This is a genomic window from Martelella sp. K41-7, from assembly GCF_055808365.1.
Window position 1 is genome coordinate 4,099,541 of sequence record NZ_CM147867.1, and the last position, 13,905, is coordinate 4,113,445.

The following is a 13,905-nucleotide window of genomic DNA, read 5'->3' on the forward strand; positions in this document are numbered from 1 at the left end:
GTTGAGCGCCGCCTAGCCGCGCAAGGCTCTTGCGGCTTCCACCATGTTGATCAGCGCCGGTTTGACCTCGGCCCAGCCGCGTGTCTTCAGGCCGCAATCGGGGTTGATCCAGATCTGACGGTCGTTGAGCCGCTTGCGCGCCAGCGACAGAAGTTCGGTCATTTCGCTTGTTGCCGGAATGCGCGGTGCATGGATGTCATAGACGCCGGGTCCGATTTCGCTTGGATAATCGAAGGCGGTGAAGACATCGAGCAGCTCCATCTTCGAACGCGATGTCTCGATCGAGATCACATCGGCATCCATCGCTGCGATCGCATCGATGATGTCGTTGAACTCCGAATAGCACATATGGGTGTGGATCTGGGTTTCATCCGCAACGCCGGAGGCTGACAGCCTGAAGGCGTCGATGGCCCAGTCGAGATAGGTCTTCCAGTCTGATTTTCGAAGCGGCAGGCCTTCGCGCAACGCTGCTTCATCAATCTGAATGATCGCAGCCCCCGCCTTTTCCAGATCCACAACCTCGTCACGGATGGCCAGCGCGATCTGGCGGCAGGTTTGCGCGCGCGGAATGTCGTCACGCACGAACGACCAGTTGAGGATGGTGACCGGGCCGGTCAGCATGCCCTTGACCGGTTTTTCGGTTTTCGACTGCGCAAACTGCCACCAGTCGACGGTCATCGGTTCGGGCCGGGAGACATCGCCGAAGATCACCGGCGGGCGGACATAGCGTGAGCCATAGCTCTGCACCCAGCCATGTTTGGTGAAGGCGAAGCCGGAGAGCTTTTCGCCGAAATACTGAACCATGTCGTTACGCTCGAATTCGCCGTGAACCAGCACGTCGAGGCCGATTTCTTCCTGAAAGCGGATCGCCTCTTCCGTTTCGGTCTGAAGAAAGCCGTCATAGGCCGCACGGTCGAGATCGCCCCGGTTGAAGGCCGCGCGGGATTTGCGGACCTCGCTTGTCTGCGGAAAGGAACCGATGGTCGTGGTCGGGAACAGCGGCAGCCCAAGCTTTTCGTGCTGAAGGGCAATGCGGTCGGAGAAGCGGCTGTTGCGGTGGCGGTCGGCATCGCTGACGGCGGCAAGACGGACGGCAACCGCATCATTGTGGACACGCGGCGAGCGGCTGCGTGCGGCAAGCGCATCGCCGGAGGCCGTCAGCGTGTCGTCAATCGCTTCACCGCCAAGCCCGCGGGCAAGTGCCGAAAGCTCGTCGAGTTTTTGAACCGCGAAGGACAGCCAGCTTTTCAGCTCGGGGTCGAGTTCGGTTTCCAGTTCTGCATCGATCGGTACATGGAGAAGCGAGCAGGACGGGGCGATCTGAACTTTGTCGCTGCCGCGCGCTTCGATCACCGGGCGAAGCTGTTCGAAAAGCGCCGGCAGATTTGCCCGCCAGATATTGCGTCCGTCGATCACGCCGAGCGAAAGCACCTTTCCGGGCGCGACTTGCGCGAGAATGCCGTCGAGCGCCTCAGGCGCGCGCTTAAGGTCGAGGTGCAGGCCTGCGACCGGCAGGTTCACAACCGTTTCCGCATTGTCACCGAGAGCGCCGAAATAGCTGGCGAGCATCAGCTTGAGATCCGGTGCGGCCTTTGCAAGTGCATCATAGGCGTGCTGAAAAGCAGCGCGTTCGCCCTCCGTCAGATCAAGCGCCAGTGCCGGTTCGTCGATCTGCACCCACTGCGCGCCGGCGTCAAGGAGCCGGTTGAGGAGGTCGGCATAAACCGGCAACAGGCCTGAAAGCAGGGTCATCGGATCGAAACCTGAACCCCGTGCCTTGGACAGCTTCAGGAAGGTAACGGGACCGAGAATGACCGGGCGCGTTTCAATGCCGAGCTCCTTTGCCTCCAAATAGTGATCGATGGGTTTGGTGGTCGACAGCGCGAAGGTCTGATCTTCGATAAGCTCGGGAACGAGATAGTGATAATTGGTGTCGAACCACTTGGTCATTTCCAGCGCGCGAACATCGCGCCCATGGCCGGGATGGCCGCAACCGGCATGGTCTGCGTCCGTTTGGGCGCCGCGAGCCATGGCGAAATAGGTTTCAAGCGATACATCGCCGCCGGTCCAGCCATATTCATGCGGTATCGCGCCGACCATCACGGCGGTATCGAGCACATGGTCGTAGAGCGAGAAATCGTTGGACGGGATCACGTTGATCCCCTTGTCGCGCTGCAGAAGCCAGGTCTTGCGGCGCAGATGTTCGGCGGTGTCAAGAAGTTCGGCTGTGTCGGATTTGCCGGACCAATAGGATTCGAGCGCGAATTTCAGTTCGCGCCGTGCGCCGATGCGCGGAAAGCCGAGGCTTGCGACGGCAGGTTTTGTATTTTTCATTTCATACCCCAGACAGAGTTGGGGGCATGGGCTGGCGGAAAGCACACGAAATCGCCCGCGGAAAGAGGTTCCCACGCCGGTTTCGCAGCACCACCGGGACACCCCGCCCGTGGACAGTAACAAGGCTCTGGCAGGTCTCCTGGCTTGCGGGTCAACACACCTTTCCGTCTTCCCGGTTGCCCAGTGACATTGTGGAAAGGCGCTCGCCGCTTACAGTTGCGGGGGCAGCCCCGGAATTGCCGCTGACAATCATGTCAGACGGCGCACCGGGTTCCCTCTTGGCGCCGGAAGGGACGAGCCATCACAGCGAACCAGAGCGAGTGCAGTTTCGTAGGATGGATCGTCATTGTCAATATGATATAAAGATATATTTATATCCTTAAATGGTTATGTTCTGAAAATCGCCGCATTGGCATGATTTTGGCGATGAAGCCAGCGTGCCGCAGATCGCAAATCGGAGGCTTGGAGGTGCTGGAATCAAAAGTTTCGTTTTCTGGCGGTTAACCGGTTCGCGCACTGGCCGAAAACGGCTAAAAGGCGAGCGGGAAGATGGCCACTTCGCGTTTAGCGGACTGGCCATGAGCGAAAAGACTGGATGGGAAAATCATGGCAAATGCCGCAGGAACGATCATTCTCAATGACGGCTGGACTGCTGCAACGTCCGAAGACGCGGACCTCACTGTTGGATTGAAGGTCCCCGGCGATGTTCATTCCGCGCTGCTTGCCGCTGGCAAGGTCGAGGATCCGTATTGGCGGGATAATGAAACCCTGACAGACTGGGTCCATCGCTCAGTCTGGACCGCAAAGCGGTCATTCAATCTGGATCGTGTGGAAGACGGGCACTTCACGCTTCGTTTTGAAAGCATCGACTGCCTTGCCGAAGTGCGCGTCAACGGCGCACCGGCCGGGCAAAGCGAGAGCCAGTTTCTGCGTTACGACTTCGATGTCACCGACCTCTTGCGTGAAGGCGAAAACGTGATCGAGGTGGTGTTTCTGTCCAATTCGCTTGCGGCGGAGAGGCGGGCGGAAAACTCCGATTTCCCGATGCCCTATTCGAAAAACAGCCGCATCGGCCATCTCAATTTCCTGCGCAAGACACAGTGCCATGGCGGATGGGACTGGGGGATCGCGCTTTGCCCGCTCGGCTTTTACGGGGATATTGCGGTTGTGCGCACGGCATCGATCCGGCTTGACGACGTCGCCATCCGCCAGCGCCACGAGGACGGTGCGGTGGAACTGGATGTGACGCTCCACGCCTTTGCCTTCGCGCCGGCGGTTGACGAAGCCACCGTCGAAATCGACGGTCACAAGGCCACCGCCACGCTTCATGCCTTTCCGGGTGAAAACCGCGTGACCGTGACGGCACGGGTGGAAAATCCGCGGCTTTGGTGGCCGTTTGGCCACGGCGAGCAAGCCTTCTACGAGCTTTCTGTTTCGCTCGGCGGCGAAACACGGGATTTCCGCATCGGTCTTCGCGATGTTGAGTTGCTGACCGATGCCGACGAGATCGGCAATCGCTTTGCGTTCAAGGTGAACGGGCGCGAAATTTTCATGAAGGGTGCAAACTGGATCCCGGGCGATGCGCTGCCCGAGCGTGCCACGCCCGATCAGGTGCGCGATCTTCTGCAATCGGCTGTCGATGCCAATATGAACATGATCCGCATCTGGGGCGGCGGGCAATATGAGGCCGATTGGTTCTATGAGCTATGCGACGAGCTTGGCTTGATGATCTGGCACGATTTCATGTTTGCCTGCAATCTCTACCCCGCCCATGAGCGGCACTGGCTGGACCTGGTGCGCAAGGAGGCGCGTCAGCAGTTGCGCCGTCTTTCGCGCTTTGCGTCCATGGCGCTTTGGTGCGGTGACAATGAGCTTGTCGGTGCGCTGACCTGGTACAAGGAAAGCCTTGAGAACCGCGACCGTTATCTGGCGGTCTACGACCGGTTGAACCATGCGCTAGAAGAAGCGGTTGAAGACGAGGATCTCGGCCTGCCGTTCCGCCCGTCATCCCCCTCCGTCGGACGTCTTGATTTCGGCGACGGCTGGCATGTGGACACATCCGGCGACATGCATTTCTGGGATGTATGGCATTCGGCCAAGGACTTCGAACACTATCGTTCCGTGAGGCCGCGCTTCTGCTCGGAATTCGGGTTCCAGTCCTTTCCCTCCATGCGGGTGATCGAGAGTTTCACTGCGGAAGAAGATCGCAACGTCTCCTCCACCGTCATGGATGTGCATCAGCGCAATGAGGGCGGCAACAGCCGGATCGTGGAAACCATCGCGCGCTATTTCCGCTTTCCCGACCGTTTCGAGGACATGGTCTATCTGAGCCAGGTCGGGCAGGGGCTGGCGATGAAGACGGCGATCGAATTCTGGCGCTCGAACAGGCCGCGCACCATGGGGACGCTGTTCTGGCAGTTGAACGATACCTGGCCGGTGGCAAGCTGGTCGAGCCTGGAATATGGCGGTGGATGGAAGGCCACGCAGTATCTCGCCCGCCGTTTTTTTGCCGATCTGATGGTCACCGCACAGCCGAATCCCGACACCGGTGCAATCACGCTGCTTGCCGTTTCGGACAGGATGGAAGATACGCCGATCACAGTCCGTCTGCGCAGTGTCGACGCAATATCGGGAAAGATCGCGGAGATCGGTGCCTATGCGATGACGGCGAAGGCTGCCAGCGCCGTCGAGATTGCGCGCATCCGCCCTGAGACACTGGAGGCCAGCGCCTTCCTGGTGTTTGACTGGCGGGATGATGCCGGCAACGTGCTCGGTGAGAATGAGTATCTGCCGCAAAGGCCGAAGGCCTACCGTTTTGCGGAGCCTCAGATCGAGACATCGGAGGAAACGCTTGACGATGGTTACTTTCGGATCACGGTGACGAGCGACCGGCCCGCGCTCTACGTAACCTATGATCACGGCGGTGATGACATCTATTCCGACAACTGCTTCACGCTGCTGCCCGGGGAGCCGAAAGTGCTCACGGTGACGCGCCGTCGACGCTCGCATCTGCCGGAAAGCTCTGTGCGTGAACTCAGATATCTCCGTGCCTGACAGTTCGCGCAGACAGGTCCCGTTCGCAAACGACGCAGGGGAGGGTCAAACGAAAGCTTGCTCTTCAAAGCTCTTTGCCCTATTTCTCTCGCGCCGAGGCCGATGAGGGACTAGTTTGCAGCGAAAATGCTGTCCCTTCGAAGAACGGAGGCCACGAACCAATATGGAAATTCGAATTCCCATGCAGTTATCCAAGCCCTTTACCGGTTTGTTCGACGCGCTGGTGGCGCGTTTCCTTCCCAGAGCCAACCGTAGTCTTCTCTTCCGCCTGCTTTCGGAAAATCTGCGTGACCAAGCGCCGTGGTATGCCCTTGCCACAGTCGCGATGTTGATTGTGGCTGGCATGACTGCGCTCAGCGCCTGGATCATGAAGGATATCGTCAACGAAACGGTGGTCTCCCAGAACATGAACCGCATGTTCATGCTGGCGGGTGGCGTTGCGATGATTTTCATCGTCAAGGGCATTGCGACCTACTTTCAGATCGTGATCCTGAGCAAGGCTGGCAACAATATTATTGCCAAGGCGCAGAGTAGTATTTTCAGTCGTATCCTTCAGCAGGATCTGAATTTCTTCATCAAATTTCCGTCCTCTGACCTCGTTATGCGTCTGACGAACAATGCCCAGGCAGCCCGGACGGCTATGGACCTTGTTCTGACATCAGCTGTGCGCGATCTGTTTTCCCTGGTCGGGCTGGTGATCGTGATGTTTATCCAGCAACCGATCCTGTCGCTCGTGTCGTTCATCATCGGGCCTGTCGCTTTCGTCGGCGTTCGTTACCTGACGAACAAAGTTCGTGACATCATGAGTCAGGAGCTGACGGCCGTCATGAAAATCATCGAAGGCGTCCAGGAAGCGTCAACAGGTGTACGGATTATCAAGGCCTTCGGCCTCGAAAACCATATGCGTGACCGCATGAATAAGCAGGTAACGCAAGTGGAGCACCGCGCCAACAGCATTGCCCGGCTTTCCGCGGCCACCAGTCCGATCATGGAAACGCTGTCCGGCCTCGCTATTGCCGGTGTTATTGCGCTCAGTGGTTTCTGGGTTGTCGGCGGTGACCAGACGCCGGGTGAGCTGATGTCGTTCATCACCGCCCTGCTCCTGGCCTATGAGCCTGCCAAGCGGCTGGCCCGGATGCGCGTCAATCTGGAAACCGCCATGGTCGGCGTACGAATGATGTATGAGATCAAGGATCATCCGATCCGCCTGACGGAGGCTGAAAATCCACAGCCTGTACCTCCGGGTGGCGGCGATATCGTTTTTGAAGGTGTTGGGTTTTCCTACGACCAGAACAACCCGCTCTTTAACAACCTGAATCTGATTTTTCCGGCTGGCAAGACCACAGCGCTTGTGGGGGCCTCAGGCGGCGGTAAATCGACGATCATCAACCTCGTCATGCGCATGTTCGATCCCGACGAAGGTGTGATTACCGTGAATGGTCTCGACCTGAGGGAAGTCTCGTTCGAGTCTCTTCGCAGGCACATGTCCTATGTCGGACAGGATACGTTCCTGTTCAACGGAACGGTTCGGGAGAACCTCGCACTTGGTCGCGAGGGCGCAACTGAAGAAGAGATTGTCGACGCAGCCAAATCAGCGCACGCTCATGACTTCATCATGAATATGAGCGATGGCTATGACTCATTCGTTGGCGAAAACGGCGGCAACCTGTCAGGCGGACAGAAGCAACGTCTTGCGATTGCACGCGCAATGCTCCGCGATGCCGATATTCTGATCCTTGATGAAGCCACCAGTGCTCTTGATTCTTACGCTGAATCCCTGGTGCAGGATGCGCTAGCACGGCTGACCAAGGACCGGACGACGATCGTGATCGCGCACCGTCTTGCGACCATCACCTCGGCCGACAATATTGTCGTTCTCGAGAACGGTGCGATTCTCGAGCAGGGTCCGCAGCGCGAACTACTCGGACATGACGGTCCCTATCGCCGTCTGTATGAGTTGCAGATTTTGCCTCAACTGGAAGAAGCGGAAGCTTATCCGTAAGACGTTTGGGCCGGCGCTGCCAGGTCTCAAAGCCTCACCGGGGAATACGGTGGGGCTTTTTTATTGCGTGTTGCGGTTGGTGACCCTTCAGTTTCCCACTCTTTTTCGGAGCAGGCAGCTGCACTTGTTATCCCTTGTTTTACAGTCCTCGGAGGCGATCCAACGGCCTACTGGATTAGGTGGGCCAAGGCTCGCGACGGCAACAGGGATTGATTTGCAGGCCAGTTTTGGTGATGCTAATTGAAATATGGCATTTTCGTGTCCGGCTTTGTCGAGCCGTCACGGCCCGCTGGCGTACGGCGTGGCAGAAGAGGAAGGAAATATGCGGGTCGGCAAGCTCGCAAACGAACAAGGACCGGTATTCAAGATGTTCAAAAAAATTATGGTGCCCGTCGATCTTGCGCATGTCGACAAGCTGACGCGTTCACTCAAGACGGCTGCCGAAATCGCGAAACTCTATGACGCGCCTGTCACCTTTGTCGGCGTGACGTCTTCTGCTCCCGGAGCGCTCGGGCATAATCCCAGCGAATTCAAGGCAAGGCTCAAAGCCTTTGCCGAGGCGCAATCCGCCCAATACGGCATCGCCACGGACAGCCGCGTTGTCATTGCGCATGATCCAGCCGTTGATCTCAATCAGTCTCTGGCGCGCACTGTCGGCGAAATCGGCTGCGATCTGGTGATCATGGCGACCCATGTTCCAAACCTTGCAGACCACTTCATGCATTCGCATGGCGGCCAGCTGGCAACCCATACCGACGCGTCGATATTCCTGGTCCGCGGCTGAAGCGGCAATTGCCCGACCTGAAGCGTTCAGGTGCGAACTGATTGCAAAATAAGGAGTTTATTCATGTCCGATACGGGGATTCCCGAGCCAGAGGGCGACACTGAAATTATCGATACCGACTACGAGATCGGTCAGGATAATATCACGACGAACATCGGCCCGTTCGGGTTGGATATCCACAATCCGGTCTTCCTGATCTCTGGTCTTGCTGTTGTCGCTTTCGTGCTCGCAACTCTGGCCTTTCAGGACGAGGCCGCGACCATTTTCAACGGTATGCGGGACTGGTTGACCTCGACCTTTGACTGGTTCTTCCTGGCCGCCGGCAACGTTTTCGTGCTGCTCGGGATTTACCTGATCTTTTCGCCTTACGGTAAAATCCGTCTCGGTGGCGCCGACGCAACGCCGGACTATACCTATACCGGATGGTTTGCGATGCTGTTTGCCGCCGGCATGGGTATCGGGCTGATGTTTTACGGCGTTTCCGAGCCGATCTCACACTTCACGTCTTCGGTGGCTGAAAATGCCGGTTCGCCTGAAAGCTGGGCACCGCTTGGCGGCGCGCCCGGAAACCCGGCTGAAGCCAAAAGCCTGGCGATGGCCGCAACCATCTTCCATTGGGCGCTTCATCCCTGGGCGATCTATGCGATCGTGGCACTGGCACTGGCGCTGTTTTCCTACAACAAGGGCCTGCCACTCGCCATGCGTTCGGTGTTCTATCCGATTTTTGGTGATCGGGTCTGGGGCTGGACGGGTCACATCATCGATGTGCTTGCTGTGCTGGCCACGTTGTTCGGGCTTGCGACGTCTCTCGGCATCGGTGCCGAGCAGGCGAATGCTGGCCTGAACCACATCTTCGGGCTTCCGGTGGATGACCTTTCGAAGGTTGTGCTGATCATCGCGATCACAGGTATTGCGCTGGGTTCGGTTGTTGCCGGTATGGATGCCGGCGTGCAGCGGCTGTCGATGATCAACATGGTGCTTGCTGGCCTTCTGTTGCTGTTCGTCATCCTCGTCGGGCCGACTCTCGCCATTCTTGGCGGTCTGTTCTCCAACTTCGTCGATTATGCCCGCTATCTGCCGGAGCTTGCCAATCCGTTCGGCCGCTCCGACAAGAACTTCCTCGATGGCTGGACCGCGTTCTACTGGGCCTGGTGGATTTCCTGGTCGCCCTTTGTCGGTATGTTTATCGCGCGCGTCTCGCGTGGCCGGACGGTACGCGAATTCCTCACCTGCGTGCTGATCATTCCGTCGCTGGTTTCGATCGTGTGGATGACCGTGTTTGGCGATACGGCGATCCACGAGATCATCGTCAACAACTACGAGGCGCTGGGCAATGCGCCACTCGACCTGAAGCTTTTTGTCATGCTGGAGGCTCTGCCGCTGGCGACGATCACCTCGGTTATCGGCATCGTGCTGGTCATCGTCTTCTTCGTGACCTCGTCCGACTCCGGCTCGATCGTGATCGATACCATTACCGCTGGTGGCAAGGTGGATGCGCCCGTGCCTCAGCGGGTGTTCTGGGCAAGCTTCGAAGGGCTGGTGGCGATCGCGCTGCTGCTCGGCGGCGGACTGACGGCGCTTCAGGCGATGGCGGTTTCAACCGGCTTTCCGTTCACCATCGTGCTGTTGCTCGCCTGCTTTGCCATCATCAAGGGGCTGAGAAGCGAGCCGCGCTGAGAGCAACGGCTTCAGTCGTAAAAACGGGCGGCGGTCTTCAGGAGTCGCCGCCCTTTGTATTTGGTCCCCTCGCTGTTTTCTTCCGGGCTTTTGGGCTTGAAAGAGCCGGAAGCCCTCTGTCGTGCTGCGTTGCATATTTTAGTATAAGGGGGCGGCGCATCGCTTGTTGCTGGCGCCTCGACAATGGTGGCAGGGTGCCATCCGTTCCGATGTCCGTTGGAACCTTCTGAGCAGGCGTTTCTTGTGTTGACCTCTGCCAAAAAGTTCGGACATAATAAATTATGTACAGACTTGCTATTGATATTGGCGGAACCTTTTCGGATGTCGTTCTGGAAGGCGAAACGCTCTCCTCGCTCAAGGTGCTGACCACGCCTGAAGCGCCCGAGAAGGCTGCGCTCGAAGGCAGCTTGGCGCTTCTTGGCGAAAGTGATGTGGATTTCAGCGCTGTCACCACCGTTATCCACGGGACCACCCTTGCAACCAATGCCCTGATCGAGCGGCGCGGTGCGAAAACCGCTCTGATCACGACACGGGGTTTCCGCGATATCCTGGAAATGGGGTATGAACGCCGTTTCGAACAATATGATGTCAATCTGGAGCTGCCGGCCCCGTTGGTGCCGCGAGAACTGCGTTTGACGGTCGACGAGCGGATGGATGCCTACGGCACGCCGCTTCGCGCGCCGGCGGAAGCCGAGATCGATGATATCGCTGCGCGCCTGATGGAAGAGCGGATTGAGGCCGTCGCCATCGGATTTCTCCATGCAACGGCCAATGATGCGCATGAGCGCGCGGTTGCAGAGTGGCTGCGGGCGCGTCTTCCAGAAGATGTCACCATTTGTCTGAGCAGCGATGTATCGCCTGAAATCCGTGAGTATGAGCGATTTTCAACCGTCGCCGCGAATGCCTATGTGCGGCCGCTGATGTCACGCTATCTTAGCCGTTTTGACAAGGCGATGCGGGAGCGCGGTTTCCGTGGCGAGTTCATGCTGATGCTATCGGGCGGCGGGCTGACGACGGTCGATCAGGCCTCACGCATGCCGATCAGGCTGGTGGAATCGGGGCCGGCGGGAGGGGTCGCGCTCGGTGCGCGGGTTTCACGCGAGATCGGAATTGAAAAAATGCTCGCCTTTGACATGGGCGGAACAACGGCCAAAATTTGCTTCCTCGAGAATGCCGAACCGGTGACAGCGCGCCGCTTCGAAGTGGCGCGCGCCTGGCGTGACAAAAAGGGATCTGGGCTGCCGGTTCGGATTCCAACGACCGAGCTGGTGGAGATCGGTGCCGGTGGTGGATCCATCGCCCGGTGCGACGCACTCGGACGGCTCGCGGTCGGCCCCAAAAGCGCGGGCGCTGTGCCCGGTCCTGCGGCCTACGGGCTCGGCGGAACTGAGCCGACAATCAGCGATGCCAATGTGGTGCTGGGCAAGCTTGCGCCTGAAGGATTTGCCGGTGGCCGGCTCGCGCTGCGCCCTGAGCTGGCCCTGAAGGCCATCGAAGAAAAGATTGTTGAGCCGCTTGGCATGAGTTCTCCGGAATGGGCGGCAGCCGGGATCACCGAAATCGGAGAGGAGGCCATGGCCAACGCCGCGCGGGTTCACGCCGTCGAGCAGGGCAAGGATGTTACGGCCTATACGCTCATGGCGTCAGGCGGCGCGGGGCCGCTGCATGCCGTTCGGCTTGCGGAAAAGCTCGGTATTTCAAAAGTGGTCATTCCGTCTTTTGCGGGGGTTGGGTCAGCGGTTGGGTTCCTGAGTGCGCCGATCGCCTACGAGGTTGTCCGCAGCGTTCTGGCACCGCTGGAGTGTCTCGACATGAAGCGGCTTTGCAAACTTCAGGCTGATATGGCCGATGAAGCGAATGCTGTTGTGCTGCCGGCGCTCGCCGCAGGCGATAGCGCCGCGATGACGCTGGCAGCGGAACTGCGCTACGAGGGGCAGGGGCATGCCCTCAGAGTTGCGCTTGACGGTTTGGTGGAAACAACTGCCGCTGTCGAAAACATGCGCCAGTCTTTCGTGGATGCCTATCACGCAGTTTATGGTGCCTATCACTACGCCAATGCGATCGAGTTGGTTGCCTTCAGTATCACGGTTAAGGGGGCGGATCCGGCCATAGTTGCACCGCCGGAAAGCGCGGTGCGCGCGCATCCGGTGACCGAAATCGCAAAGACAGAGGTTTTCTCTCCGCTCACCGGTGAAAAAATCGCGTTCGCGCGCTGTCTGCGGGAGGCGCAGACGCCCGGTGGCTTTTTCGCGGGGCCGATGATGGTGATCGAGGACCAGACCACGATCTATGTGCCCGCCGGCTGGCGCGGACGCATCCATGCCCTCGGGCATGTCGAACTTGAACGGGAGGTGTCGTCGTCATGACAGAACAGCAATTGTCGGACGCGGATATCATCGCCCTGAATGTGATGTGGAACCGCCTGATATCGGTTTGCGAAGAACAGGCAAATGCACTGCTGCGAGTTGCCTTCGGCGCCATCGTGCGTGAGGCCGGCGACCTTTCCGCCGGCATCTTCGATGCCCGAGGCCGGATGATGGCCCAAGCCGTCACCGGCACCCCCGGACACGTCAATACCATGGCCAAGTCGGTCAATGCCATGCTCGCGCATATCCCGGCCGAAACGCTTGCCGACGGCGACGTGTTGATCACCAACGACCCGTGGCTCGGGGCCGGCCATGTCTTTGACTTTGTGCTGGTCACGCCGGTGTTCGTCGCGGGTAGTATTGTCGGCTATATCGCCTCGACATGCCATGTGGTCGATGTCGGCGGACTTGGCTGGTCTGCCGAGGCTCGTTCGGTGTTCGAGGAAGGGGTGGTGATCCCGGTCTCCAGACTGCGCCGCGCCGGTGAGGTCAACGAGGAACTGCTCGCGCTGATCGCCATCAATTCCCGTGTTCCGCGTGAGGCGCGCGGCGATGTTATTTCTCTTATGAGCTGCAATGACGAAGGCCGCAGGCGGCTTTCTGCGCTGATGGAGGAATATCATGTGATCTCGCTTGAACCGCTTGCCGCGTTCATTTTCGAGCGCTCTGCGGAGGCTACCCGCGCCGCTATCGCACGGGTGCCGGAAGGCGTTTACCATGCCGAGACCGAGCTTGACGGCTATGATTCCCCAATTCGTCTCAAGGCTGAGATGACGGTCAAGGGCGGCGAAATTCATGTCGACCTTGCCGGTTCGTCTCCGGCTGTGGCGAAGGGCATCAACTGTCCGCTCAATTACAGCCAGGCCTATGCTTCTTTTGGCATCAAGGTCGCCATCGCGCCGGAAGTGCCGAACAATCACGCCTCGCTTGCGCCGATACAGATCGGTGCACCGTCCGGACTGATTGTCAGCGCCGAGCGACCCTGGCCAGTTACCGCGCGTCACGTAGTAGGCCAAGCGCTGCCGGACCTGATGCTGGGATGCCTGTCGCAGGCCAAGCGGGGCGAAATCCTTGCTGAGAGCGCAGGCGCGCTTTGGGTTCTTGCGATTTCGGTTGAAGGCGAAGGCGGATTTGCATCGCTCAATGTCGCCCTTGGCGGCATGGGGGCGCGACCGGCTTCGGACGGGCTGTCGACCACGGCATTTCCCTCGGGTGTTGGCACCGTTCCCGTTGAAATAGCGGAAACCGTAGCGCCGTTGATCTATGAGAAGAAGGAGTTCGCGCCCGATAGTGGTGGTGCAGGTACCTGGCGCGGCGGTCTCGGGCAGGAGATCCGGATCCGCTCATCGCGCGGGCAGGCACTGACCCTGTCGGCGGCGGCCTTCGAGCGCCTCAAGCAAGGCGCTGAAGGACGGGATGGCGGCAAGGCCGGAGCGCCGGGCCATGCCGAGATTTCAGACGGAACCGTGATTGCCAGCAAGGGCCTCTATACCATCCCCGCGGGCGAAACGCTGATATTGCGGACCCCTGGCGGCGGCGGCTTCGGGCCGCCGGAAGGGCGGGCACCGGAACGTTTGGCCGCAGATTTGCGCAAGGGGCTGATCAGCGAGGTGGCTGCGGGCGAACAATATGGCTATGATACAACCAATTGTAGTGACAGGCGACAAGAAACCGACAGAGGAGAATGA

General features: G+C 59.0%; 7 protein-coding genes and 1 riboswitch. Of the genes, 6 read left to right on the plus strand and 1 reads right to left on the minus strand.

Annotation, left to right across the window (positions count from 1 at the left end; all coding sequences use genetic code 11):
- Positions 1-12: 12 nt before the first annotated feature.
- Positions 13-2,334: a 5-methyltetrahydropteroyltriglutamate--homocysteine S-methyltransferase gene (metE, locus tag AC0L7L_RS19465; RefSeq protein ID WP_272213777.1), complete on the minus strand. Its 2,322-nt coding sequence runs from the start codon at positions 2,332-2,334 to the stop codon at positions 13-15.
- Between the two features lie 112 nt (positions 2,335-2,446).
- Positions 2,447-2,665, minus strand: a riboswitch (cobalamin riboswitch).
- A 275-nt stretch (positions 2,666-2,940) separates the two neighbouring features.
- Between metE and AC0L7L_RS19470 the strand changes: the two genes are divergently transcribed.
- The 6 genes from AC0L7L_RS19470 (at position 2,941) to AC0L7L_RS19495 (ending at position 13,905) form a co-directional block, all read left to right on the plus strand.
- A complete protein-coding gene (locus AC0L7L_RS19470) occupies positions 2,941-5,388 on the plus strand; it encodes a beta-mannosidase (RefSeq protein WP_473510854.1) in 2,448 nt (815 codons plus the stop codon).
- A gap of 181 nt (positions 5,389-5,569) precedes the next feature.
- Positions 5,570-7,390: an ABC transporter ATP-binding protein gene (locus AC0L7L_RS19475; RefSeq protein WP_272213780.1), complete on the plus strand. Its 1,821-nt coding sequence runs from the start codon at positions 5,570-5,572 to the stop codon at positions 7,388-7,390.
- A gap of 367 nt (positions 7,391-7,757) precedes the next feature.
- A complete protein-coding gene (locus AC0L7L_RS19480; protein WP_473510856.1) occupies positions 7,758-8,174 on the plus strand; it encodes a universal stress protein in 417 nt (138 codons plus the stop codon).
- A 63-nt stretch (positions 8,175-8,237) separates the two neighbouring features.
- Positions 8,238-9,851 carry a BCCT family transporter gene (locus AC0L7L_RS19485; RefSeq protein ID WP_473510858.1) on the plus strand — a complete coding sequence of 538 codons (1,614 nt, stop codon included), beginning with the start codon at positions 8,238-8,240 and terminating at the stop codon, positions 9,849-9,851.
- Positions 9,852-10,132: 281 nt separating this feature from the next.
- Complete coding sequence (locus tag AC0L7L_RS19490; protein ID WP_473510860.1) at positions 10,133-12,217, plus strand: hydantoinase/oxoprolinase family protein; 2,085 nt, start codon at positions 10,133-10,135, stop codon at positions 12,215-12,217.
- On the plus strand, positions 12,214-13,905 hold the full coding sequence (locus AC0L7L_RS19495) for a hydantoinase B/oxoprolinase family protein (protein ID WP_473510862.1): 1,692 nt from the start codon (positions 12,214-12,216) through the stop codon (positions 13,903-13,905). The genes AC0L7L_RS19490 and AC0L7L_RS19495 overlap by 4 nt, the downstream gene beginning before the upstream one ends.